17 protein-coding genes are annotated in these 24,504 nt (G+C 71.8%); 9 read left to right on the plus strand and 8 right to left on the minus strand.

All coding sequences use genetic code 11. The annotated features are described in order from the left end of the window. Positions 1-71: 71 nt before the first annotated feature. The 6 genes from IE244_RS08990 to IE244_RS09015 form a co-directional block, all read right to left on the minus strand. Entirely contained in the window at positions 72-1,466 is a 1,395-nt protein-coding gene (locus IE244_RS08990) for a SufS family cysteine desulfurase (protein WP_191872295.1), read from the minus strand. Further along, complete coding sequence (locus IE244_RS08995) at positions 1,453-2,832, minus strand: family 2B encapsulin nanocompartment shell protein (RefSeq protein ID WP_191872297.1); 1,380 nt, start codon at positions 2,830-2,832, stop codon at positions 1,453-1,455. Before IE244_RS08995 ends, IE244_RS08990 begins: the two co-directional genes overlap by 14 nt. A 377-nt stretch (positions 2,833-3,209) precedes the next feature. After that, positions 3,210-3,929 (minus strand): class I SAM-dependent methyltransferase, encoded by a 720-nt coding sequence (locus IE244_RS09000; RefSeq protein WP_191872299.1) that lies wholly within the window; start codon positions 3,927-3,929, stop codon positions 3,210-3,212. Between the two features lie 142 nt (positions 3,930-4,071). Further along, entirely contained in the window at positions 4,072-6,537 is a 2,466-nt protein-coding gene (locus IE244_RS09005) for a SpoIIE family protein phosphatase (RefSeq protein ID WP_191872301.1), read from the minus strand. A gap of 164 nt (positions 6,538-6,701) precedes the next feature. Next, the gene (locus IE244_RS09010; protein ID WP_191872303.1) at positions 6,702-9,131 is read right to left on the minus strand and encodes an MFS transporter; all 2,430 of its coding nucleotides are present in this window, start codon (positions 9,129-9,131) and stop codon (positions 6,702-6,704) included. Between the two features lie 164 nt (positions 9,132-9,295). Further along, positions 9,296-9,739, minus strand: a complete 444-nt coding sequence (locus IE244_RS09015; RefSeq protein ID WP_191872305.1) for an SRPBCC family protein — start codon at positions 9,737-9,739, stop codon at positions 9,296-9,298. Positions 9,740-9,909: 170 nt separating this feature from the next. On the opposite strand from IE244_RS09015, the gene IE244_RS09020 reads away from it, so the two are divergent. After that, positions 9,910-10,965, plus strand: coding sequence for an Rv2578c family radical SAM protein (locus IE244_RS09020; RefSeq protein WP_191872308.1), 1,056 nt, complete (start codon positions 9,910-9,912; stop codon positions 10,963-10,965). 158 nt (positions 10,966-11,123) lie between these two features. After that, positions 11,124-12,686: an alpha/beta hydrolase gene (locus IE244_RS09025; protein WP_191872310.1), complete on the plus strand. Its 1,563-nt coding sequence runs from the start codon at positions 11,124-11,126 to the stop codon at positions 12,684-12,686. 85 nt (positions 12,687-12,771) lie between these two features. On the opposite strand, the gene IE244_RS09030 is transcribed toward IE244_RS09025, so the two are convergent. Beyond that, positions 12,772-13,488 (minus strand): TetR/AcrR family transcriptional regulator, encoded by a 717-nt coding sequence (locus IE244_RS09030; RefSeq protein ID WP_191872880.1) that lies wholly within the window; start codon positions 13,486-13,488, stop codon positions 12,772-12,774. Positions 13,489-13,587: 99 nt separating this feature from the next. On the opposite strand from IE244_RS09030, the gene IE244_RS09035 reads away from it, so the two are divergent. Continuing rightward, a complete protein-coding gene (locus IE244_RS09035) occupies positions 13,588-15,276 on the plus strand; it encodes a CocE/NonD family hydrolase (RefSeq protein ID WP_373305722.1) in 1,689 nt (562 codons plus the stop codon). Between the two features lie 64 nt (positions 15,277-15,340). Continuing rightward, positions 15,341-15,739 (plus strand): RidA family protein, encoded by a 399-nt coding sequence (locus tag IE244_RS09040; RefSeq protein WP_191872312.1) that lies wholly within the window; start codon positions 15,341-15,343, stop codon positions 15,737-15,739. A gap of 189 nt (positions 15,740-15,928) precedes the next feature. On the opposite strand, the gene IE244_RS09045 is transcribed toward IE244_RS09040, so the two are convergent. Beyond that, positions 15,929-16,513 carry an adenylosuccinate lyase gene (locus tag IE244_RS09045; protein ID WP_191872314.1) on the minus strand — a complete coding sequence of 195 codons (585 nt, stop codon included), beginning with the start codon at positions 16,511-16,513 and terminating at the stop codon, positions 15,929-15,931. Between the two features lie 418 nt (positions 16,514-16,931). Between IE244_RS09045 and IE244_RS09050 the strand changes: the two genes are divergently transcribed. The 5 genes from IE244_RS09050 (at position 16,932) to IE244_RS09070 (ending at position 24,502) form a co-directional block, all read left to right on the plus strand. Further along, positions 16,932-18,743 (plus strand): 3-hydroxyacyl-CoA dehydrogenase family protein, encoded by a 1,812-nt coding sequence (locus IE244_RS09050; RefSeq protein ID WP_191872316.1) that lies wholly within the window; start codon positions 16,932-16,934, stop codon positions 18,741-18,743. A 154-nt stretch (positions 18,744-18,897) separates the two neighbouring features. Further along, complete coding sequence (locus IE244_RS09055; RefSeq protein WP_229854020.1) at positions 18,898-19,716, plus strand: TetR family transcriptional regulator; 819 nt, start codon at positions 18,898-18,900, stop codon at positions 19,714-19,716. 449 nt (positions 19,717-20,165) lie between these two features. Next, positions 20,166-21,503, plus strand: coding sequence for a crotonyl-CoA carboxylase/reductase (gene ccrA, locus IE244_RS09060; protein WP_191872882.1), 1,338 nt, complete (start codon positions 20,166-20,168; stop codon positions 21,501-21,503). Positions 21,504-21,512: 9 nt separating this feature from the next. Continuing rightward, positions 21,513-23,540, plus strand: coding sequence for an ethylmalonyl-CoA mutase (locus IE244_RS09065; protein ID WP_191872320.1), 2,028 nt, complete (start codon positions 21,513-21,515; stop codon positions 23,538-23,540). Next, positions 23,537-24,502, plus strand: a complete 966-nt coding sequence (locus IE244_RS09070; protein ID WP_191872322.1) for an HpcH/HpaI aldolase/citrate lyase family protein — start codon at positions 23,537-23,539, stop codon at positions 24,500-24,502. The genes IE244_RS09065 and IE244_RS09070 overlap by 4 nt, the downstream gene beginning before the upstream one ends. The last annotated feature ends 2 nt before the right edge of the window (positions 24,503-24,504 follow it).

Consider the following 24,504-nt stretch of genomic DNA (forward strand, 5'->3'; position numbering starts at 1 on the left):
GGAACTTCCTACGAGGCGGACACGAGGTCGGGCCCTCGCCGGCCCCGGCCGGGGCCGGCGAGGGCCCGACCTCAGCCGGCCTGCAGCTCCAGCAGCGACGCCACCAGCCGGTCCACCTCCTCCCTCGTGTTGTACAGCGCCAGCGACGCGCGGGCCGCCGATTCGAGGCCGTAGTGGGCCAGGGCCGGCTGGGCGCAGTGGTGGCCGGCCCGGACGGCGATGCCGTCACGGTCCAGCCGGTCGGCGATCTCGGTCGCGCTGTGGCCGGGCAGGGTGAAGGTCAGCACGCCGATCCGCCCGGCGGCCGGACCCAGCAGCTCCAGGCCCGGAACCGTGGCCAGGGCCTCCTGGGCGTAGGCGGTCAGCCGTGTCTCGTAGTCCGCCACCGCGTTGCGGTCGAAGGCCGTCAGCCAGTCGAGGGCGGACGTCAGCCCGGTCACGCCGGCGATATGGCCGGTGCCGGCTTCGAAGCGGTGGGGGACCGGGGCGTACGTGGTCCGGCCGAAGCTGACCGACTCGATCATGTTGCCGCCCGACTGCCACGGCGCCATGGTCTGCAGGATCTCCGGCTTCGCGTACAGGGCGCCGATGCCCGTGGGGCCGTAGATCTTGTGGCCGGAGAAGGTGTAGAAGTCGGCGTCCAGGTCGGTGACGTCGACGGGGAAGTGCGCCACCGCCTGTGCCCCGTCCACGAGGACCAAGGCCCGGTAGCGGTGCGCCAGCGCGATCATCTCCCGCACGGGCGGCACGGTGCCGAGGACGTTCGAGGCGTGGCTGATGACCACGAGCCGGGTGCGCATGGACAGCAGGTCGGCGTACGCGTCCTGGTCGATGCCGCCGTCCGGCCGCAGGGGTACGGGCACGACGCGCGCCCGGGTCTCCTGGGCGACCCGTTGCCAGGGGACGATGTTCGCGTGGTGTTCGAGCACCGGCACCAGGATGTCGTCCCCGGGGCCGAGTCCCGCGCGCCCCCAGCTCTGTGCGACCAGGTTGATCGCCTCGGTCGTGCCCCGGACGAAGACGATGCTCTCGGGCGAGGGCGCGCCCAGGAACCGTGCGACCGCGGCCCGGCCCGCCTCGTACATCTCCGTCGCCTCACGCGCCATGGTGTGCGCGCCCCGGTGGATGTTGGAGTTGGCGGAGGCGTAGAACGCCGCCAGCGTCTCGATCACCTGCCGGGGCTTCTGCGTGGTGGCGCCGTTGTCCAGCCAGATCAGCGGGTGTCCGTTGACCGTCCGGTGCAGGACCGGTACGTCCCGGCGGGCCAGTTCGGGCGTGAAGCCCTGGGCGGCACCGGGCGGCTGGGCAACGGTGGGAGCCATGGCCTGGCCGGGGGGTGCGGGAGGCCCGGGAAGCCCGGTCGGGCTCACGACGGCCGGGCCCGGAGCGGTCGGAGCCGGAGCGGTCGGACCTGGAGAGGGCGGCGCCGTCAGGGCGGTGGTACCGGCGAGGTCAGGAGTAGTCATGGTACTTGGACACCTCGACGTTCTGGAGCACCGCGAGCGCGTCCTCCACCAGTACCGCCGCGTTGAAGTACGCCGTCATCAGGTACGACGTGATGCCCTTCTGGTCCACGCCCATGTTCTTCATCGCCAGGCCCGGCTCGACCTCGTCGGCCACGTTCGACGGCCGCAGGCCCACCACGCCCTGTTCCGCCTCGCCCAGCCGCATCAGCAGGATCTCGGTCGTCCCCACGCCCGCGCCGCCGGTGAACCGCACCTTGTCCGACGGCAGCAGCGGCACCCCGCGCCAGGTGAGCAGCGGGCTGCCGAAGTGCCTCTCGATCACCGGGGGCACGCCCCGGCGCGTACATTCACGGCCGAACGCCGCGATCGCCTTCGGGTGGGCGAGGAAGTACGCGGGCTGCTTCCACACCCGCGTCAGCAGCTCGTCCAGGTCGTCGGGGGTCGGCGCGCCGGTGCGTGTCTGTACGCGCTGCCCGGGAGCGACGTTGTTGAAGAGCCCGGACTCCGGGTGGTACAGCATCAGGGCCTCCTGCCGCTCGCGCAGGGCGTGCACGGTGAGGTTGGCCTGGGCCCGCGTCTGGTCGATCGGTCCGTTGTAGAGGTCGGAGACTCGTGTGTGCACCCGCAGCACGGTCTGCGCGAGCGTCATGTGGTACTCGCGGGGCGCGTCCTCGTAGTCGACGTACGTCCCCGGCAGGTCCGGCTCACCGTCGTGTCCCGCGGTGAGGTCGACGGGGACCTCGGCACCGGCCATGACGTGGGCGCCGGCGACGTACGCGTCCACCGCGCCGCGCAGGGTCTCGTCCCGCTCGCCGAGCCGGGCGAGCTCCGCCCGCTCCAGGCAGAGGGCGACGCCGGCGGTCAGCGCCTGCACCCGGTACGGCATGGCCTCGGCGCGGGTCCACGCGCCGAGGTCGAAGAACTGGCCGTCGCCGATGACGTCGAGGAGCGCGTCGGCGCCGTACTGACCGGTCGCGCGCTTCTCCGCGCGCCCGTGCACGATCACCCATAACCGGCCCGCCGTGGCGCCTTCCTGGGCCAGCACCTCTCCGGGCTCGAAGGAGACCTGGGTGAACGCGCCGGCCAGCTCCTCCAGCAGCGCGTCGTCCGCCTCGCGCAGGTACGGCAGTTCGCGCAGGTCGCCGGCGATGACGCGCGGCGTGGTGTCGTCGGTCGTGCTGATGCGGTCGTCGCCCAGGACGTACGTACGGCGCCGGTTGACCCGGTAGACGCCGGACTCGACGTCCACCCAGGGCAGCGCGCGCAGCAGATAGCGCGGCGTGATGCCGCGCATCTGCGGTGTCGTCTTGGTCGTGTTGGCGAGTTGCCGTGCGGCGTCCGGGCCGAGACTCAACCGCTCGCTCATGAAGAACTCCTCGCTGGTAGGGCCTTGAACGAGGAGGGATCATCTGCCCGTCGGACGGTTCCTCACAAGAGAGCATTTATCTGGCGATGGCAGGAATCGTCCTGCGCGGACGACTCCAGCGGTCGCACCCACGTCCGGGCGACCCTGGTCACCGCAGGTCGCGACCGGCTGGAGGCGACAGAATCGTTCTATCGGAGCCAGGGGCCACCGCACCCCGAATCGTCCATGGTGGACCGAATTTCACCTCATATGAATGCTTTGTGAATCCCAAAGAGATGATTATCGATGTCACCTGACAGGGTCCGTGCCCTGGCTGAAAAGGAAGCGGGGTGCGCGGGACAGCGGCCCCACGCACCCCGGTGACCCCTCGGGCGGGGTCATGCACCGGCGAGGACGAACCAGCGGGCCGGCAGGTCGATACGGGTGCCGTCGGACAGGTACTCGGTCTGCGGCAGGGCTGTGTCGCCCTCGGCGAGGACCTTCAGTCCGGCCGCGCCGAGCAGCCGCGGGATCTCCGCGTCGTCGGCGTCGGCGGGCTTGAGCCCGTGGTGGAAGACGCGCTGCAGCTTGGGTCCCGGACCGCCCGGCTCGGACGTGGCGCGCTTGAGGACGTCGCGGGAGCCGGAGGTGAGTTCCGCGACGAACGCGCGGCCCTCGGTGCCGATGATCTCGGCGACGGCGGCGGCGACCGCGGGGCGCGCCTCGGGCTCGCTCTGGTGGATGACGGCCCGCATGAAGACGTTGGCGTCGCCGAGCCGCTCGTGCAGGGCGCGTACGGCGTCGCCGTCGGTGAGGTCGAGCTGCTGGAACTCCACGGCGCCGTCCTGGGTGGCGCGGCGGGCGTGCTCGACGGCGGCGTGGGAGAGGTCGACGCCGACGGCCCGTGCGAACCGGGTGGCGAGGTAGCGGGTCTGGGTGCCATTGCCGCAGCCGAGGTCGACGATGGTGCGCGCCGGGTCCGCGTGGGGCAGCAGCAGGGCGCTGTACGGTTCGGCGCAGAGGGCGGGGTCGCAGTCCCAGATCGCCTCGCCCGCGTCGTCGGAGGTCTCGCTCCAGTAACTCTCCCAGTTGCTGCGGTACTTGTCCGAGACGTTCATCGCGATCTCCCCACGGTTCGGTTCCGTGATCGGGATATCGCGCGGGACCGGGGTGGGGCAAGGGGCGGGGGGCCACCTTCACCGGAAGTGCGGACGCCGGACACCTCGGGGCGCGTGACGGCAGGCCGCACGCCCCCTCTCGTCATCTTCCTCCGGTGGTGATGCCCTGTTCGAACCACACGGTCTTGCGGTGCCCGGTGGCGCTGGCGCCCCACTCCCGGGCCAGCCGGCTGACCACGCGCAGGCCGCGGCCCGACTCGTCACCGGGGCCGGCGCTCAGCATCGCCGGCAGGCCCGGCTCGTCGTCGGTGACCTCGAACAGCAGCGCGTCGGTGCGGACCACGCGCAGTCCGACGGGCTCGCTCTGGGCATGCCGGACGGCATTGGTGACGACCTCACTGACCAGCAGTTCGGCGGTCTCCACGGCCTGCGGCAGCCCCCATCCGAGGAGCCGTTCTCGGACCTCGCGGCGAGCCCGGGCGACCTCGCGGGGGTCGGCGTCGAGCCGCCACTCGGCGACGTGGTCGTCGGGGATGCCGTTCAGACGGGCCATGAGCAGGGCGACGTCGTCCTTGCGGCCGCCGCGCGTGTTCAGGGCGCGGATGATGGTGTCGCAGGCGTCGTCCATGGAGGCCGCGGGGTGTGCGGCGGACTCGCAGAGCGCGGCGAGGCCCTCGCCGATGTCGCAGCCGCGCACCTCGACCAGGCCGTCGGTGCACAGCACCAGCCGGTCGCCGGGCCGGACCCTGACCCGGGTGGCCTCGAACGGGACGCCGCCGACGCCGATGGGGGCGCCGGTGGGCAGCTCGAGGAGTTCGCTGCTGCCGTCCTCGGCGCGGACCAGGACGGGCGGGATGTGTCCGGCGTTGGCGAGGAGCAGCTCGCCGCGGATCGGGTCGTAGACGGCGTACAGGCAGGTGGCGAGGTAGTTGTCGCCGAGCCTGCGGGCCAGGTCGTCGAGGTTGCGCAGGAGCTGGGCGGGCGGTGTCTCCATGGTGGCCATGGTCTGCACCGCCGTGCGCAACTGACCCATCATCGCGGCCGAGTTGAGGCCGTGCCCCATCACGTCGCCGACGACGAGGGCGGTACGCGAGCCGGGCAGTTTGATGGTGTCGAACCAGTCGCCGCCGATCCGGCCGAGCCGGGTGCCGGGCAGATAGCGGGTGGCGATGTCGCAGCCGGCCATCCGGGGGCTGACCTGCGGGAGCATGCTGTCCTGCAGGGTGTCGGCGACGTTCTCCTGGTACGTGTACATGCGGGCGTTGTCGAGCACGAGGCCCGCGCGGGCGGCGAGTTCGGCGCCGGTGGTGCGGTCGATGTCGTCGAAGGCCGGGCGGTCCGGGCGGCGCATCAGCACCATGAAGCCGAGGACGACGTTACGGGCCTTGAGCGGGACGATCAGCAGCGAACGGCCGGTGATGAGCGGCCTGAGGTCACGCTTCTCGAACTCGCCGGAGATGCGGTCGCCCAGCTCCTCGGTCACCCTCGGGATGAGGACCGGTTCGCCCGTGACCATGCACTTGTAGAACGGGGTGTGTTCGGGAAAGGCGAAGGACTCGCCCACCGGCACGGTGTCGTCCCAGCGGCCGGGTTCGTCGTTGTGCTCGACCCACACCCGGAACATCACCGTGTGGGCGTCCGGCGGGCCGTCCGGGAAGCCCTCGCCCGCGAGGACGGCCGCGCGCAGATGGGTGCCGGCGAAGTCCGCGAACCGGGGCACGGCCGCGCTGGTGACCTCGCGGATGGTCGCACCGAGGTCGAGGGAGGAGCCGATGTCGGAGCTGACCTCGTTGAGGAACTCCAGCCGCTCGCGCACGGCGGCGTACTCCAGCTCCTGTTCGGCGCCTTCCGGGATCACGGCCGCCACCGGTCGCCGCTGCTGCTGCCGCGGTACCGCGGCCTCGGCGCGCGGGCGTCCGGGGCGGCGGGGCACACCCCAGTAGGGGGTGACCGGCACCCGGTCGAACTGGCTGAACTCCAGCACCGGATAGCCCAGTTCGAGCACCTGGGAGACGATGCGGCCGCTCGCTCCGGGGCCCATGTTGGGCAGGATCTCGGGCAGCCGCCGTTCCAGTTCCTCGGAGGCGGGCAGTTCGGTGTGGCGGGCGAAGCCGGGCGCGATGCGTTCGGCGGTCTCGTCGTCGTAGCCGCGCTCGTCGCGCAGCCGGGCGGCGTCGGCGGCGAGCACGAGCAGCCGGGACGGACCGGGGCCGACCAGCGGGTAGGCCCACCACAGGACGTCCAGCCGCTCGCCGTCCGGTTCCTGCGCGTGCGGGAAGAGGCGGGCACGGCCGGCGGTGGCGTAGGCGGTGTGCCCGCCCAGCGAGGCCTCCAGGTCGGGGCCGAGCGCGCCGTACTCCTCGTAGGCGTCCGGCATCACCTCGTCGCGCAGGTCCTCGGGGAGGGCGCCGGAGACGGGCAGGAGGTCGGCCGCGGCACTCCCGACGGCATCCTCCCTGCCCACGCCGAACAGGCGCCGTGCGCCGCTGCTCCAGTGGGAAACCAGGCCGTCGCGGTCGACGACGACCACGGCCAGCGGAATCCGGCCCGCCGCCGCGCCGCCGGCGCCGCTCCCGGGAGGTGTGTCCCGATCGCTGCCACGGTCCATGGCCCAGGCCCTCTCTCCCCACGGCTGTACGCAAATGATCTGTTGCCGCCCGTCACCACGGTACGGCGACGGCCGGTCGCGATGTGTGGCAATCCTGGAATTGGTTTCACCGGATCGCACCGGCGCGCAGCTCAGCGCCCTGCGAGCGCCCGCCCCTCGCCTCGTCAGTCCTCGTGGCCCAACTGGAGGTCCCGTTCGGTACGACCCCCGCCCGCGACCTGGAGCACGGTGGCGACCGGCGGGTAACCGGCGGCGATGACGGTGTACTCGCCGGACGAGAGGTCGACGAACCGGTACGTTCCGTCCGCTTTGGTAGTGAGGGTGTCGACGACGTTCCCGGCGGCGTCGAGGAGCGTGACGCGCGCGTCCTCCACGGGCCGGCCGCCGCTCGCCCGGACGGTTCCCTTCAGCATGGCGCCGCCCGCGAGTTCGACGTCCTGCCGGGTCTCCCGGGAGGCCTGCACGGTGACCGGGAGGGCGGCCGGGCGGAAGGCGGGGGCGCCGGCGGCCAGGGTGTACTCGCCGGCGACCAGCTCGGTGATGACATAGCCGCCCTCACGGCCGCTGCGGGTGGCGGCGACGACCTCGCCGTGCACGTTGGTGAGGGTGACGGTGGCGTCGCGCACGGGGGTGCCGTCGGCGGTGACCACACTGCCGGCGAGACGCCCGGCACCGCCGAGGACGACGTCGAGCTCGACCGGCCGTTCGCCGACGGTGACGGAGACGGCCTGCGGCTGGTGGCCGCCGGCGGCGGCGATGAGCACGTACGACCCCGGGCCGGGCGTGCTGAGCGCGTACCGCCCGTCCTCACCGCTCGCGCCCCGGCCGATCTGCGCTCCGGCGTCGTCGATGAGGGTGAGCGCCGCCCGGGGCACCACGGTGCCGTCGGAGTGCTGCACGGTACCGCAGACGGGGATTCCGCCGGCGTACGACGAGCGGGGCGCGACGGGCTCCCCGGCCGAGGGCTCGGGGCGGGCCTGCGGGATCGGGGCGTTGAGGGTCCCGGGCTCCGTTTCGGCGGTGTGGTGGGACACCAGTGGTTTCTCCTTGAGGAAGAAGGCGATGAGCACACCGAGGACGAGCACCGGGACGAGGTAGAGGAAGATCCGGGGCATCGCGTCGGCGTAGGCGCGGGCGTAGGCGTCGCGCAGGGCCGGGGGCAGCGCGTGGACGAGCTGTGGGGTGAGGGAGTCGGGGTCGGGCAGCCGGGCGCCGGGGCGCGGCGGCAGCTCCCTGCGCAGGGCGTCGCCGAGGCGGTCCGCGAAGAGGGTGCCGAAGACCGCGGCGCCGACGCTGCCGCCGATCTGCCGGAAGTAGTTGTTGGCGCTGGTGGCGGTGCCGAGGTCGGCGGGCCGTACGGAGTTCTGCACGGCGAGGACGAGCACGGGCATCACCAGGCCGAGGCCGGCGCCGAGGACCGCCATCCAGATGCTGTAGTGCGGCCGGGGGGTGTCCACTTCGAGGCGGGAGAGCAGCCACATGCCGACGGCCGAGACGGCGCCGCCGAGCACGGGGTAGATCTTGTAGCGGCCGGTGTGGCTGATGAGCTGGCCGCCGACGACGGAGGCGCCGACGATCCCGGCCATCATGGGCAGCATCAGCAGCCCGGACCCGGTGGCGCTGGCCCCGTCGACCATCTGCAGGAAGGTCGGCAGATAGCTGGCGGCGCCGAACAGGGCGACACCGGTCACGAGACCCACCAGGCCGCTGACGTTGAAGACGGAGTCGCGGAACAGACGCAGCGGGATGAGCGGTTCGACGGCGAAGCGTTCGGCGACGAGGAAGAGCACGACGGCGGCGAACGCGCCGGCGCCGAGGCCGGTGATCCGCCGGGAGTCCCAGGCGTACTCGGTGCCGCCCCAGCTCGACAGCAGCACCAGGCAGGTGGAGGCGGCGGCGAGCAGCAGGGCGCCGAGTACGTCGAAGCCACCGCGGCGGCCGTGGCGGAGCGGCTTCGGCAGTTTCAGGACGAGGGTGACGACGGCGAGGGTGACCAGGCCGAGGGGGACGTTGACGTAGAAGCACCAGCGCCAGGAGAGGTGGTCGGTGAAGTAGCCGCCGAGCAGCGGCCCGGCGACGGAGGCGAGACCGAAGGCGGCGCCGATCAGGCCCATGTAACGGCCGCGCCGCCGGGGCGGCACGATGTCGGCGATGATCGCCTGCACGCCGGTCATGAGGCCGCCCGCGCCGACGCCCTGGAGCGCGCGGAAGGCGATCAGCTGGTCCATCGACCGGGACCGGCCGGCGAGCGCGGAGCCGGCGACGAAGACGGCGATGGCGAACTGGAAGACGCCCTTGCGGCCGACGAGGTCGCCGAGCTTGCCGTAGAGCGGCAGGCCGATGGTGGAGGTGAGCAGATAGGCGGTGATCGCCCAGGACATCCGGTCCAGGCCGTGCAGTTCGCCGACGACTTTCGGCAGCGCGGTCGCGACGATCATCTGGTCGAGGGCCGCGAGCAGCAGGGCCAGCATCAGCCCGAAGAACACGAGCCGCACGCGGCGCGGGCCGAGTCCGGCGGTCTCGGCCGGTGGGGCCGCGGGTGCGCCGCCAGGCGCCGTGAGCGGCTCGTCCCGCATCAGAGTCGTCCCGCCCACGTACCGCTCCCCTCGTCGCACCTGCTCACATTTCCCGCCTAAGGCGACAACTGCGAACAACTTCGGTGAGTTACGGCATGGTTCGGGACGACCGGGAGGTCCACTCGAACCGGTGAAGGGGGCGCCCGGGGATCAATCCCCCTTCACCGTCCAGAGGTTCGGGTCTACTTCTCGACCTCGGCGGCCAGCCTGGCGAGCAGGGCGTCGTAGATCCGGCCGAGGCCCTTGGGGGCGAAGGTCTTCTCGAAGAAGCCGCCGATGCCGCCGGCACCCTTCCAGGTGGTGGTGACGACGACCCGGGACCTCCCCTCACCGGCGGGGGTGACGCGCCAGGTGGTGACCATGGAGGAGTTGCGGTCCCGCTCGACCAGCTCACCGTCGGTGGGCTCGCTGACCTCCAGCAGGCAGTCGCGCACCCGCTTGCTGGTGGCCTGGAGCTTCCAGTGGACGAGCGTGCCCTCGCCGTCGCCGCCCTCGCGGACCTCGTACTCGCTGAAGTGCTCGGGCAGCAGCTTCTGCCGCGTGTCGCGGTAGTCGGCGAGGGCGTCGAACACCTTCTCCGCGTCCGCCGCGACGACCCGCTCCGTAGTGGCCTCGACCTGCGCCATTGCGTTCCTCCAGGACCTGGTTTCTCGGGGTTGGGGAAAGCCAACCACCCCGGTGCCCGGCCACCCAAATCGGGGGGGTGCCGTCACGGGTCCGCCCGGTCGTCGGCCCAGGTCGCACGATCATGGGAACACATGTTCTATTCTGTGCCCAGTGCTACCGAGGAGGCGTCATGCGCTGGGAGAACCTCACCGTCGAGTCCGGGGCGTCCCGGGAGGGCGCCGAGCACGGCCGGGCGGCCGATGCGGCGCTGTTCGGCGCGGAAGCCGTGGTCAGCCGCACCTTCGACACGCCCGAATTCCGCGGGATCACCTTCCACGAGGTCCGGGCGCGCTCGGTGCTGAACCGGGTGCCGGGCGCCTCGCGCATGCCGTTCGAGTGGACCGTGAACCCCTACCGCGGCTGCACACACGCGTGCGTGTACTGCTTCGCGAGGAAGACGCACGGCTATCTGGACCTCGACACCGGCATCGGCTTCGACACCCAGATCGTCGTCAAGGTGAACGCGCCCGAGGTGCTGCGCCGCCAGCTGGCCTCCCGCCGCTGGCAGGGCGATCACGTGGCGATGGGCACGAACGTCGACTGCTACCAGCGCGCGGAGGGCCGGTACCGGCTGATGCCCGGGATCATCGACGCTCTGACCGAGCACGCCAACCCGTTCTCGATCCTCACCAAGGGCACCCTGATCCTGCGCGACCTGGACCTGCTGGTCCGGGCGGCCGAGGTGACGGACGTGGGCATCTCGGTCTCGGTCGGCTTCCTCGATCCCGAGCTGTGGCGCACGGTGGAGCCGGGCACGCCCGCGCCCGAGCGCCGGCTCGACGTCGTGCGCACGCTGGGCGAGCACGGGATCGGCTGCGGGGTGCTGATGGCGCCGGTGATCCCGTTCCTCGGTGACCATCCGGCCCAACTGCGCGCCACGGTGCGGGAGATAGCGGCGGCCGGGGCCACCTCGGTGACCCCGCTCACGCTGCATCTGCGCCCCGGCGCGCGGGAGTGGTTCATGGCCTGGCTCACCCGGCACCATCCACACCTGGTGCGGCGCTACGAACGGCTGTACGCGCAGGGCGCCTACGCGCCCAAGTGGTACCAGCGCCGGATCACCCGTCAGGTGCACGAGCTGGCGCAGGAGTACGGCATCGGGCCCACACACGGCGGGCCGGCCCGCCGGATCCGCCCGGCAGAGCCCGCCGAGGTGTCCGAGCCGACCCAGCTCACGCTCCTGTGAGCGCGTCGACCGCCCTCGGTGGGAGCGTTCGAGGGCTTCGCGCAACCCAAACGGGTCAACTATGCCTATAAAGCGTTCTTCAGAGCTCTGATTCCGGGACGATCCGGCGAGAGACACGACCGTCGTGGTCCGCCGAAACCTCCGTCCCGGGAGGACGCATGAGAACACGCGCAGCCGTGCTGTGCGCAGCCGCCGCCGTGCTGGCGGGCTCGGTCCCGGGCCTGCCCGCGCAGGCGGCCCCGGCCGCCCCCGCCGCGCGGCTCGCCTGGAAGAAGTGCGGCACCGACGACTATCCGACGCTCCAGTGCACCTCCCTGAAGGTGCCGCTGGACCACGCGAACCCGTCCGGCCGGCAGATCACGCTCGCCCTCTCGCGTGTCCCGCACACCGCGCCGGCCTCCCAGGGCCCCCTGCTGGTGAACCCCGGCGGGCCCGGCGGCAGCGGCCTGGACCTCGCCGGATTCGTCGCCTCGGCACTGCCGCGGAGCGTGTCGGCGCAGTACGACGTCATCGGCTTCGACCCGCGCGGGGTCGGCGCGAGCAGCCCGGCCCTGGACTGCTCGCCCGGCCACTTCAAGACGGTGCGCCCGGACACCGTGCCCGCCACAGCCGCGCTGGAGCGGACGAACCTCGCGCGCGCGCAGTCCTTCGCCGCCGCCTGCGACCGCAAGTACGCCGACGTGCTGCCGTACGTCGACACGGTCAGCGCGGCGCGCGACATGGACCTGGTCCGCGCCGCACTCGGCGCGCCGGAGATCAGCTACTTCGGGTACTCCTACGGCACCTACCTGGGCGCGGTGTACGCGAAGCTGTACCCGGAGCGGGTCCGCCGCCTGGTGCTCGACTCGATCGTCGACCCGACCGGCGTCTGGTACGAGGACAACCTCGGCCAGGACTACGCCTTCGACGACCGCCACCGCGCGCTGATGGCCTGGATCGCCCGGTACGACGCGACGTACCACCTCGGCAAGGACCCGCAGAAGGTCGAGGCCCGGTGGTACGCGATGCGCACGGCCCTGGCGAAGAAGCCGGCCGACGGCACGGTGGGCGCCTCGGAGCTGGAGGACACCTTCATCCCCGGCGGCTACTACAACGGCTACTGGCCCTACCTCGCCGAGGCGTTCGCGGCGTACGTGCACGACGGGAAGACCGGGCCGCTGGTGGAGGCGTACGAGAACCTGGGTGCCGTGGACGGCCCGGGCGACAACGGCTACAGCGTCTACTCGGCGGTGCAGTGCCGGGACACCTCCTGGCCCGCCGACTGGCAGCAGTGGCACTCCGACGCCTGGGCGGTGTACGCCAAGGCGCCCTTCATGGCGTGGAACAACGTCTGGTACAACGCGCCGTGCGCGTTCTGGCCGACGGCCAAGCGGAAGCCGGTGGACGTCGCCAACGCCAAGCTGCCGCCGGCGCTGCTCTTCCAGGCGACCGACGACGCGGCCACGCCGTACCCCGGCGGTGTCACGGTCCACCGGCTGCTCGCCGGCTCCAGCCTGGTGGTCGAGGAGGGCGGCGGCAACCACGGCATCACCCTCGCCGGCAACGCCTGCCTGGACGGGTACCTGGCCGCGTATCTGACGGACGGCAGGGTCCCGCGGGGTCCGGGGGTGGCCGACGCGGTCTGCGCGAAGTCCCCCGACCCGAAGCCGGTGGCCCCGGCGAAGGCGGTGTCGACCGCGTCCCCGGGCGCGACCCTGCACGCTTTGCTGGGCTTCCGCTAGATCTGTTCTCCGGCCCCGCCGGTCGCCGGCCCCGGGCCGCGGCCGGGGCACGGTCACAGGCGTGGCACGGTCACGGGCGTGGGCGTCAGTCGGTGTCGAGGCCGTCGATCAGGCGGTTGAGGAACCGGGTGAAGGTGGCTTCGGGGGCGAGGGGGCGTCCGGGGGCGGAGAGGGCTTCGGCGAGTTCCGGGTGGCGGCCGTCGGCGGCGACCGCGGCGAGGTAGCGGGCCTCGGCCGCGGCCCGGTCCGGGGAACGTGAGACCGCGGCCTGTGCGGTCTCGTGGGCGACGTGTCCGGCCACGAAGGCGGTGAGCTGGGCGAAGACCTCCAGTTTCGCCGCGCCGTCCAGTCCGGTGGGCCGCAGGACGGCGAGCGCGTGTTCCAGGAAGGCCAGCGTGCGCGGGCCCGGAACGCGCCGGGTGGACAAGGCGGCGGGCAGCCAGGGGTGGCGCAGCATGTGGGCGCGCTGCAGGTGGGCGACGGCCTTCAGATCGGCACGCCAGTCTCCGCTGGGCGGATGCGTGACCGTCAGCTCGCCGCTGACGTGGTCGATCATCAGCTCCAGCAGGGTCTCCTTGTCCGGGGCGTAGCTGTAGAGCGACATGACTCCGGCTCCGACCTCGGCGGCCACCCGCCGCATGGTGACCGCGTCGAGCCCCTCGGCGTCGGCCAGGGTGACCGCGGCCGCGACGATGGCTTCCCGGCTGAAGGAGGGCCTGCGCCCCCTGCGGTGCTCGGCGGGGCGCAGCCAGAGCTGTTCGGGGTCGACGCCCACGGCGCCGGCCCCCCTGTCCTGGGGCACGGTCTCGCGCTCCTTCCCCTGCTCGGCGTGGTGGCTCTTGCGGAGGTCATCCAAGCATCCTCTATTCTCGTACATCGTACGGAATAGAGGAGGGGAACGATGCCATCACGCACACCCGACGCGGTGACCGAACCGGCCTGGGCGCCACCCGCCGGAAGGCCACCGCTGTCCGCACGGATGATGAGGGCGACCTGGCGGGGGCTGCCGGCGAAGCGGTACGAGGCCGGATGGGAACCGGGTCTGGTGGTGCCGGCCGCCGACGGCAGCCCGTTGGTCACCGACCACTACTTCCCGCGCGCGGAGGGCGACTTCCCCACGCTCCTGGTCCGGTCGCCCTACGGCCGAGGCCTGCCGTGGTCTGCCATGTACGGTCTGCTCTTCGCCGAACAGGGCTTCCACGTGGTCCTGCAGAGCTGCCGCGGCACCGGCGGTTCGGGGGGTGCGTTCGACCTGTGGCGCAACGAGGCGGCCGACGGCCGGGCCACGGTGTCCTGGCTGCGCGGGCAACCCTGGTTCGACGGAACACTGGGGACCGTGGGCCCCAGCTATCTGGGCTACGTGCAGTGGGCCCTCGCCCTGGAGCCACCGCCGGAGCTGAAGGCCATGGTGGTGCAGGTGGGCCTGCACGATCCCTGTGCCCTCTTCCACACGGACGGCGCGCTGCGCCTGGAGAACGCCCTCGCCGTCGGCGTGGGCATGACCTACCAGCACCAGGGCGTGGCCGCGTTCCTGCGGGCGACGCTGCGTCTGCAGCGCCGCCTGCGCGCCGTCACCACCGCGCAGCCCCTGCGTGGGGCGTACGTGTCCGCCCTCGGGGGCGAAGTGCCCTGGCTGGACGACGTGATGTCCCATCCGAACGCCAAGGACGCCTACTGGCACGGCGCGTCGTCGGCGCAGGCGGCGGACCGGCTCCGTGTGCCCACAGCCCTGATCACCGGATGGCACGACGCGCTGGCCGACCAGACCTTCGAGCAGTACGGCCGACTGCGTCGGGCCGGGTGCGAGACCGCCCTGCTCGTCGGTCCCTGGACGCACACCTCCGCCCTGCAGCGGGGATGGCCGCAGGTGTTCGCCGAGAGCCTCGCCTGGCTGCGCGCCCACCTGCACGCCGACCCCTCCGGACTGCGTCCCACCGCGGTGCGCGTGCACATGGGCGGCGAGAACGCCTGGCGGGACCTCGACGACTGGCCGCCGGCCGGCGCCGCCACCTCCTGGTATCCCGCCCCGGGCGGGCATCTCACCGAGCTGGCCCCGACGGACCGCGCACCGCTGGCGTCGTTCCGCTACGACCCGGCCGATCCCACCCCGTCCCTCGGCGGCCCGCTGCTCTCGCGCACCGCCGGTCCCCGGGACAACAGCGGACTGGAGGCCCGGGACGACGTCCTGACGTTCACCGGCCCTCCGCTGACCGAGCCCGTGGACATCCTGGGCCCGGTCTCCGCACGGCTGAGCATCTCCACGGACACCGGGCACGCCGACGTCTTCACCCGCCTGTGCGACGTGGACGCACAGGGCCGCTCCGTCAACATCTGTGACGGACTGGGCCGGGTACGGACGGCCGAAGGCACGCCCTCGCAGATCACCGTGCCGATGAGCGCGACCGCCCATCGCTTCCCCGTCGGTCACCGCATCCGCTGGCAGATCAGCGGAGGCGCGCATCCGCGCTATGCGCGCGGTTCCGGCACCGGGGCGCCACCGGTGGACGCCACCACGTTCGTACCGGTGCGCCTGACGCTCCACACGGACTCGGCGTTGGCGCTCCCCCGCGGCTCCGGGCCCACCACCTGATCCTCCGGCCCTTCGAGTCACCGCCCTTCGAGGCGTTGTCCGTGGGCTGGTCCATCATGGGGCCATGAGTGAACCGACCCGGATCGCCGCCCCCGACGGCGTGGCTCCCGCGGCCCAGTACAGCCATGTCGTCTCGGCGCGCGGCCGCTTCGTCGCCGTCTCCGGCCAACTCGCCCTGGACGAACAGGGCAAGCTGGTCGGCGAGGGCGACCCCGCGGCCCAGGCCTGCCAGGTGTTCGAGAACCTGAAGCGCTGCCTGGCCGCCGCCGGCGCCGGTTTCGAACACGTCGTCAAGCTGACGTACTTCGTCACCGACACGGCCCACCTCCCCGCGATCCGCGCGGCCCGCGCCGCGCACATACCGGACGACCGCCTTCCGGCGGCCTCCGCGGTACAGGTGGCCGCGCTGGTGGCACCGGAGTTCCTGATGGAGGTCGAGGCGCTCGCGGTGGTGGGCGACTGACCGGACAGGGTGGCGGACCGAGGTCCGCCGGCCGGTGTTCCGGACCGGTACGGCGCGGCCTCGGGTTCCGCGGTGTCGAACGCCGCCGCGCGACTCACCGAGGAACGGGCCGCCCGCGCGACTCACCGGGAAACGGTCCGCCCGCGCGGCCGGGTTGCGCACCCCGCACCCTCCCTGCCCGACCGGCGGTCACCTCAGCTCCGTCTGCTGCGGGATGCGTGCCAGCGCGTGCACCGCGGCCTCCGCCAGGGCGGGATGGGCCAGGGCCTCGGTCAGGACCCGCCGGGCGCGCGCGTCGCCGAGGGTGCCGAGGCCCTGTACGCAGGCCAGGGCCACCCGGCGGTAGGGGTCGTGCGGGCGCAGGCGGCGTTCCAGCGTGGTGATCAGGGCGGGCACGGACTCGGGGGCGCGCAGGTCGGCCAGGAGACGGACCGGGTGCAGGGCGTAGGCCACGCGGAGTTCGTTGGTGGCGAGCGCGGCGGCCGCGCGGGCCGTGCGGGGGTCGCCCAGGCGGGCGAGGGCGTAGGCGGCGGAGGCGCAGCGCGGCGGGTCGCGGTGGTTGAGGAGGAGCACCAGGGACTCGAACGCGCGCCGGTCACCGGTGAGGCCCAACCGGAACGCGGCCAGTTCCCTGGCCCACAGCGGCTGGCCGGGCGCGGTGAGCACCTCCGCGAGTTCGTCGTGGTCCTCGGTCGCCAGCAGCCGGTCGAACGCCGCCGAGCCGCGCGACTCCTGCCGTAAGCGCTCCGTGAGTGATCGCAACTCTTCGTCCACGAAGTCCAGCGTAGGTGGGTGGCGGGGGCCGAGGGAGCCACATCACAAAGTCCGGTGCGGGCTGAGGTCTGGCGCGCTCGTTACCCGCGGGTTAAGCTCAGACGAGCGAGTTACCCACTCGCGCTTCCGCCGACGACGGTTTGGTGACGCGGCCGTCGTCGGGGGCACCTCCCACTCCCTTGCGGGCAGTGGGGGAAGTCGGTTCGGTACGTACGTGTACCGCAGCACGACCCGGCTCCGGGACAGGGCCGGTCGGATCCGCTGCCGCTCGTGGGCGTGTGCACGCCCGCGGCACCGGCAGGCACCGGGCGTGTGCGCTCGCAGCCCGGCAACACCCGCACTCCATTCCGCTCCGCGGTGCGCCCCTCGGCGCACCCGGCGCGTTCCTCGTCGTCACCCTCATTCCTGGAGTCCCGCGATGGCCACTCCCCTGTCCCCCCAGTCCGGCACCTCTGTGCCCCTCAAGACGATCGCCGTCGTGGGCCTCGGCACCATGGGCACCGGCATCACCGAGGTCCTCGCGAAGGCCGGCCGCGAGGTGATCGGCATCGACGTCAGCGAGGCCCAGGCCGCGCGGTCGCTCGCCGCCCTGGAGGCCTCCACCGCCCGTTGCGTCGAGCGCGGCCGGCTCACCGAACAGGAACGCGCCGAGGCCCTCGCCCGGGTCCGCACCGGCACCGACCTCGCCGCGGCGGCCGACGCCGACCTCGTCATCGAGGTGGCCCCGGAGTCGTACGAGATCAAGCAGCAGATCTTCCGTGAGCTGGACGGCGTCGTCCGCCCGGAGACGATCCTCGCGACCGGCACCAACGCGCTCTCCGTCACCCGCCTCGCCGCCGACTCGGCCCACCCCGAGCGGGTGCTCGGCCTGCACTTCTTCAACCCGGCCCCGGCGATGAAGCTGGTCGAGGTGGTCTCCTCGGTGCTGACCGCGCCGCAGGCCGTCGCCGCGGTCACGGACCTCGCGATCGAACTGGGCAAGGAGCCGGTCGCGGTCGGCGACCGCCCCGGATTCGTCGCGGACGGCCTGCTGTTCGGCTACCTCAACCAGGCCGCCGCGATGTACGAGGCCCGGTACGCCTCCCGTGAGGACATCGACGCCGCGATGCGGCTCGGCTGCGGCCTGCCGATGGGCCCGCTCGCGCTGCTGGACCTGATCGGCATCGACACCGCGCGTACGGTCCTGGAAGCCATGTACGCCGAGTCCCGCGACCGGCTGCACGCCCCGGCCCCGATCCTGAAGCAGCTCAGTGAGGCGGGCCTGACCGGCCGCAAGTCCGGGCGCGGCTTCTACACCTACGCGGCTCCGGGCAGCGACACGGTCGTGCCGGACACGCTGACCCCGGCGGCGGACGGCTCCGCGGTCCAGGGGCGCGAGGTCCGCTCGGTGGGCGTCGCCGGCTCCGGCACCATGGCCTCCGGCATCGCCGAGGTGTTCGCCAAGGCGGGCTACGAGGTCGTCCTGGCCGCCCGCAGCGAGGAGAAGGCGCAGACCGCCAAGGCCCGGATCGGCAAGTCGCTTTCGCGTTCCGTCGACAAGGGCCGGCTGACCGCCGAGGCCGCGGCCCAGATCCTGGACCGGATCACCCCGGCCGGCTCCTACGACGCCTTCGCCGGGGTCGACCTGGCCGTCGAGGCGATCGCCGAGGACCTGGAGATCAAGCGGCAGCTGTTCGCCACGCTGGACAAGGTCTGCAAGCCCGGCGCGGTGCTCGCCACCACCACCTCCTCGCTGCCCGTCGTCGCCTGTGCCCGCGCCACCTCGCGCCCGCAGGACGTGATCGGCATGCACTTCTTCAACCCGGCCCCGGCGATGAAGCTGGTCGAGGTCGTGCGGACGGTGCTGACGGCGGACGACGTCCACGCGACCGTCCGCGAGGTCTGCGCGAAGATCAAGAAGCACGCGGTGGACTGCGGCGACCGGGCCGGCTTCATCGTGAACGCGCTGCTGTTCCCGTACCTGAACAACGCGATCAAGATGGTCGAGGAGCACTACGCGTCCCTGGACGACATCGACGCGGCGATGAGGCTCGGCGGCGGCTACCCGATGGGGCCCTTCGAACTGCTCGACGTGGTGGGCCTGGACGTCTCGCTGGCCATCGAGAAGGTCCTGCACCGCGAGTTCCGCGACCCCGGCCTGGCCCCGGCCCCGCTGCTGGAGCACCTGGTGGCCGCGGGCTGCCTCGGCCGCAAGACCGGCCGCGGCTTCCGCGAGTATGCCCGCCGCTGACGGCGCCGGCGACTGGTCCCCCGCGGAGACGGACTGGGGCGGACTGCTCGGCCCCGTGGACACACCCCCGCCCTCCTGGGGCGGGGGAAGCCCCCCGGGCGGGGGGAACCCCTCACCCGCGCACCGAACTGCGCACATGCAGTACGTTCGGGTCATGTCCCAGCCCGCCAAGTCCTCACGTACACCAGCTACGCCCGACGCGCCGGAAAGTGCCGCAGGCAGTCGCGCCGCCGCCCAGCGGCTCAAGATGCGCCGAGAACTGGCGGCCGCAGCCATGGAGCTGTTCGCGACCAAGGGGTACGAGGCGACCACCGTCGACGAGATCGCGGCCGCCGCCGGGGTCGCCCGCCGCACCTTCTTCCGCCACTTCCGCTCCAAGGAAGAGGCGATCTTCCCGGACCACGACGACACGCTGATCCGCGCCGAGGCGGTCCTCAACGCCGCCCCCGCGCACGAGCACCCGCTCGACACCGTGTGCCGCGGCATCAAGGAAGTCATGAAGATGTACGCGGCCCGGCCGGAGATCTCGGTCGCCCGCTACAAGCTCACCCGCGAGGTGCCCACCCTGCGGGAGGCCGAGATCGCGTCGGTCGCCCGCTACGAGCGCCTGTTCACCCGCTACCTCCTCGGCCACTTCGACGAGCACGCGCACGCCGACGACGCCAACGACGACCCGTTGCTGGCCGAGGTGGCCGCCTCCGCGGTCGTCACCGCCCACAACCACGTCCTCAGGCGCTGGCTGCGGGCGGGCGGCCAGGGGGACGTGGAGGCGCAACTCGACCACGCCTTCGCGATCGTGCGCAAGACCTTCGGCACCGGCATCGGAGCCGGCCGGAGCTCGGCCCCCAAGCCGGCCACCACCGCCCCCGCCACGGTGTCGGCGCACGGCGAGGTACTCGTCACGGTCGCCCGCACCGACGCTCCGCTGGACGAGGTCATGCGGACCATCGAGGAGGCGCTGAAGGAGCGCTGAGCCCGCTTCCGGCGCTCCTCCCCGCCTGTCCAGCCTGTGACGACGGCCACCCGACCGGGTGGCCGTTTTGGCATGTCAGAGGCCGTTTTCAAGCAGATTTCAGGGCACGTTCGATCGATCATCGCTCATTTGTTACGTAAAGATTTCATCTGAGGCCAAGTTCTGGCACTCAGTGCCTTGTCACCTGACACGCGGTGTCATACGTTGAAGGAGTCCGGGCGGCCGGCGAGCAGAGACCTTTCGTTCGCCGGCTGTCCCCAAAGGCCCACGGCCCGCGCGCCCGGACGCCTGCGTCACAGGCAACCTCCCGCGCCACAAAGCGCTGCCGAAGCACCACCTAGCCGAACCGACGGCACCTCCCAAAACCCTCAGCAGCACTCATCGCAGCACCGACGAACCCTCAGCGCCCCTCCCTCAGGGCGCTCACCGCCGGAGGCAACACCGTGACCGTGAAGGACATCCTGGACGCGATCCAGTCGAAGGACGCCACGTCCGCCGACTTCGCCGCCCTGCCGCTCCCCGAGTCGTACCGCGCGATCACCGTGCACAAGGACGAGACGGAGATGTTCGCGGGCCTGCAGACCCGCGACAAGGACCCGCGCAAGTCGATCCACCTCGACGAGGTGCCGGTGCCCGAACTGGGCCCCGGAGAGGCCCTGGTGGCCGTCATGGCGTCCTCGGTCAACTACAACTCGGTGTGGACCTCGATCTTCGAGCCGCTGTCCACCTTCGGGTTCCTGGAGCGCTACGGCCGCACCAACGAGCTGGCCAAGCGCCACGACCTGCCGTACCACATCATCGGTTCCGACCTCGCGGGCGTCGTCCTGCGCACCGGCCCGGGTGTCAACGCCTGGAAGCCGGGCGACGAGGTCGTCGCCCACTGCCTCTCCGTCGAGCTGGAGTCCTCGGACGGCCACAACGACACGATGCTCGACCCCGAGCAGCGCATCTGGGGCTTCGAGACCAACTTCGGCGGCCTCGCCGAGGTCGCGCTGGTCAAGTCCAACCAGCTGATGCCGAAGCCGGGCCACCTCAGCTGGGAGGAGGCCGCGGCCCCGGGCCTGGTGAACTCCACCGCCTACCGCCAGCTGGTCTCCCGCAACGGCGCCGGCATGAAGCAGGGCGACAACGTCCTGATCTGGGGAGCGAGCGGCGGCCTCGGCTCGTACGCCACCCAGTTCGCGCTGGCCGGTGGCGCCAACCCGATCTGTGTCGTCTCCAGCGACCAGAAGGCGGACATCTGCCGGTCCATGGGCGCCGAGGCGATCATCGACCGCAGCGCCGAGGGCTACAAGTTCTGGAAGGACGAGCAGACCCAGGACCCGAAGGAGTGGAAGCGCTTCGGCAAGCGCATCCGCGAACTCACCGGCGGCGAGGACATCGACATCGTCTTCGAGCACCCCGGACGCGAGACCTTCGGCGCGAGCGTCTACGTCACCCGCAAGGGCGGCACGATCACCACCTGCGCCTCGACCTCGGGCTACATGCACGAGTACGACAACCGCTACCTGTGGATGTCCCTGAAGCGGATCATCGGCTCCCACTTCGCCAACTACCGCGAGGCCTGGGAGGCCAACCGCCTCATCGCCAAGGGCAAGATCCACCCGACCCTGTCGAAGGTGTACTCCCTGGAGGACACCGGCCAGGCCGCCTACGACGTCCACCGCAACCTGCACCAGGGCAAGGTCGGCGTGCTGTGCCTCGCGCCCGAGGAAGGCCTGGGCGTGCGCGACGAGGAGATGCGCGCCAAGCACATCGACGCCATCAACCGCTTCCGGAACATCTGAGGGCCTTAGATGACAGAGCGTCAGAAGGACCGTCCGTGGCTCATGCGGACGTACGCCGGTCACTCGACGGCGGAGGCGTCCAACGAGCTGTACCGGCGCAACCTGGCGAAGGGTCAGACCGGTCTGTCGGTGGCTTTCGACCTGCCGACACAGACCGGCTACGACTCCGACCACATCCTCGCCCGCGGCGAGGTCGGCCGGGTCGGCGTGCCCGTCGCGCACCTCGGTGACATGCGCCGGCTGTTCCAGGACATCCCCCTGGAGCAGATGAACACCTCGATGACGATCAATGCCACCGCCATGTGGCTGCTGGCGCTCTACCAGGTCGTCGCCGAGGAGCAGGGCGCGGACATCACCAAGCTCCAGGGCACGACCCAGAACGACATCGTCAAGGAGTACCTGTCCCGCGGGACGCACGTCTTCCCGCCGGGCCCGTCGCTCCGCCTGACGACGGACATGATCGCGTACACGGTCTCCCACATCCCGAAGTGGAACCCGATCAACATCTGCAGCTACCACCTGCAGGAGGCCGGGGCCACGCCGGTGCAGGAGATCGCGTACGCCATGTCCACCGCGATCGCCGTCCTGGACGCCGTGCGCGACTCCGGCCAGGTGCCGCAGGAGCGCATGGGTGATGTCGTCGCCCGTATCTCCTTCTTCGTGAACGCGGGCGTCCGCTTCATCGAGGAGATGTGCAAGATGCGGGCGTTCGGCCGCATCTGGGACAAGGTCACACGCGAGCGGTACGGCATCGAGAACCCCAAGCAGCGCCGCTTCCGCTACGGCGTCCAGGTCAACTCGCTCGGCCTGACCGAGGCGCAGCCGGAGAACAACGTCCAGCGGATCGTGCTGGAGATGCTGGCCGTGACGCTGTCCAAGGACGCCCGCGCGCGTGCCGTGCAGCTGCCGGCCTGGAACGAGGCGCTGGGCCTGCCCCGGCCCTGGGACCAGCAGTGGAGCCTGCGCATCCAGCAGGTGCTCGCCTACGAGAGCGACCTGCTGGAGTACGAGGACATCTTCGAGGGCTCGAAGGTGATCGAGGCGAAGGTCGACCAGCTCGTCGGCGACGCCCTCGCGGAGATCGACCGGATCCAGGAGATGGGCGGCGCGATGGCCGCCGTGGAGTCCGGCTACCTGAAGTCCCAGCTGGTCTCCTCGCACGCCGAACGCCGGGCCCGGATCGAGTCCGGCGAGGAGAAGATCATCGGTGTCAACGCCTTCGAGGGCACCGAGCCGAACCCGCTGACGGCCGACCTGGACACCGCGATCCAGACGGTCGACCCGGCGGTCGAGGCCCAGGTCATCGCCTCGCTGCAGAACTGGCGCGACACGCGCTACCAGCCGCCCTTCAACCACCCGCGCCCCTGCAAGGCGCTGGAGCGGCTGAAGGAGGCCGCCAAGGGCACGGACAACCTGATGGAGGCCACGCTGGAGTGCGCCCGCGCCGGGGTCACGACCGGCGAGTGGGCCGGGGCCCTGCGCGAGGTGTTCGGCGAGTTCCGGGCGCCCACCGGGGTCTCCTCCGCGCCGGTGGCGGTCACCGCCGAGCCGGGCTCCGCGCTGGCCGAGGTGCGGGCCAAGGTGGACGCCACCGCCCGCGACCTGGGCGTCGGCAAGCTGCGCTTCCTGGTCGGCAAGCCGGGCCTGGACGGGCACTCCAACGGCGCCGAGCAGATCGCCGTGCGCGCCCGTGACGCCGGCTTCGAGGTGGTCTACCAGGGCATCCGGCTGACGCCCGAGCAGATCGTGGACGCGGCTCTGGCCGAGGACGTGCACGCGGTGGGCCTGTCGATCCTGTCCGGCTCGCACGCCCAGCTGGTCCCGGACGTGCTCCAGCGGCTGCGTGTGGCCGGTGCCACAGATATACCGGTGATCGCTGGTGGCATCATCCCCAACGGTGACGCCGAGCAGCTCAGGGCAGCCGGAGTGGCCGCCGTCTTCACCCCGAAGGACTTCGACATCACCGGAATCATCGGCCGCATCGTCGACGAGATCCGGAAAGCGAACAAGCTCGACCCCCTGGAGGTCCCCGCATGACCACCCCCGTCAACCGCCTTCGCCCGCGGCGCTCCTGCCTGGCCGTGCCGGGCTCGAACCCGCGCTTCCTGGAGAAGGCGCAGGGCCTCCCGGCGGACCAGGTCTTCCTGGACCTGGAGGACGCCTGCGCGCCGCTCGCCAAGCCCGAGGCGCGGCACACCATCGTCAAGTTCCTCAACGAGGGCGACTGGACGGGCAAGACGCGGGTCGTGCGCGTGAACGACTGGACGACCGAGTGGACGTACCGGGACGTCGTCACGGTCGTCGAGGGCGCCGGCCAGAACCTCGACTGCATCATGCTGCCGAAGGTGCAGAGCGCCGAGCAGGTCGTCGCGCTCGACCTCCTCCTCACCCAGATCGAGAAGACCATGGGCTTCGAGGTCGGCAAGATCGGCATCGAGGCGCAGATCGAGAACGCCCAGGGCCTGAACAACGTCAACGCGATCGCGCAGGCCTCCCCGCGCGTCGAGACCATCATCTTCGGCCCGGCCGACTTCATGGCCTCCATCAACATGAAGTCGCTGGTCGTGGGCGAGCAGCCGCCCGGCTACCCGGCGGACGCCTACCACTACATCCTGATGAAGATCCTGATGGCCGCCCGCGCCAACAACCTCCAGGCGATCGACGGCCCCTACCTGCAGATCCGCAACGTCGAGGGCTACCGCGAGGTCGCCCAGCGCGCCGCCGCGCTCGGTTTCGACGGCAAGTGGGTGCTGCACCCGGGCCAGGTCGAGGCGTCCAACGAGATCTTCTCGCCGTCCCAGGAGGACTACGACCACGCCGAGCTGATCCTGGACGCGTACGACTACTACACGTCCGAGGCGGGCGGCAAGAAGGGCTCCGCGATGCTCGGCGACGAGATGATCGACGAGGCGAGCCGCAAGATGGCCCTGGTCATCTCGGGCAAGGGCCGGGCCGCCGGCATGCAGCGCACGTCGAAGTTCGAGATCCCCGCCAGCTAAGG

This window comes from Streptomyces filipinensis (assembly GCF_014649495.1).
GTDB lineage: Bacteria > Actinomycetota > Actinomycetes > Streptomycetales > Streptomycetaceae > Streptomyces > Streptomyces filipinensis.

Coding starts and splice junctions, on each gene's coding strand:
- IE244_RS08990 (WP_191872295.1), bottom strand. CDS start 1,466: ATGACTACTCCTGACCTCGCCGGTACCACCGCCCTGACGGCGCCGCCC.
- IE244_RS08995 (WP_191872297.1), bottom strand. CDS start 2,832: ATGAGCGAGCGGTTGAGTCTCGGCCCGGACGCCGCACGGCAACTCGCC.
- IE244_RS09000 (WP_191872299.1), bottom strand. CDS start 3,929: ATGAACGTCTCGGACAAGTACCGCAGCAACTGGGAGAGTTACTGGAGC.
- IE244_RS09005 (WP_191872301.1), bottom strand. CDS start 6,537: ATGGACCGTGGCAGCGATCGGGACACACCTCCCGGGAGCGGCGCCGGC.
- IE244_RS09015 (WP_191872305.1), bottom strand. CDS start 9,739: ATGGCGCAGGTCGAGGCCACTACGGAGCGGGTCGTCGCGGCGGACGCG.
- IE244_RS09020 (WP_191872308.1), top strand. CDS start 9,910: ATGCGCTGGGAGAACCTCACCGTCGAGTCCGGGGCGTCCCGGGAGGGC.
- IE244_RS09025 (WP_191872310.1), top strand. CDS start 11,124: ATGAGAACACGCGCAGCCGTGCTGTGCGCAGCCGCCGCCGTGCTGGCG.
- IE244_RS09035 (WP_373305722.1), top strand. CDS start 13,588: ATGCCATCACGCACACCCGACGCGGTGACCGAACCGGCCTGGGCGCCA.
- IE244_RS09040 (WP_191872312.1), top strand. CDS start 15,341: ATGAGTGAACCGACCCGGATCGCCGCCCCCGACGGCGTGGCTCCCGCG.
- IE244_RS09050 (WP_191872316.1), top strand. CDS start 16,932: ATGGCCACTCCCCTGTCCCCCCAGTCCGGCACCTCTGTGCCCCTCAAG.
- IE244_RS09055 (WP_229854020.1), top strand. CDS start 18,898: ATGTCCCAGCCCGCCAAGTCCTCACGTACACCAGCTACGCCCGACGCG.
- IE244_RS09065 (WP_191872320.1), top strand. CDS start 21,513: ATGACAGAGCGTCAGAAGGACCGTCCGTGGCTCATGCGGACGTACGCC.
- IE244_RS09070 (WP_191872322.1), top strand. CDS start 23,537: ATGACCACCCCCGTCAACCGCCTTCGCCCGCGGCGCTCCTGCCTGGCC.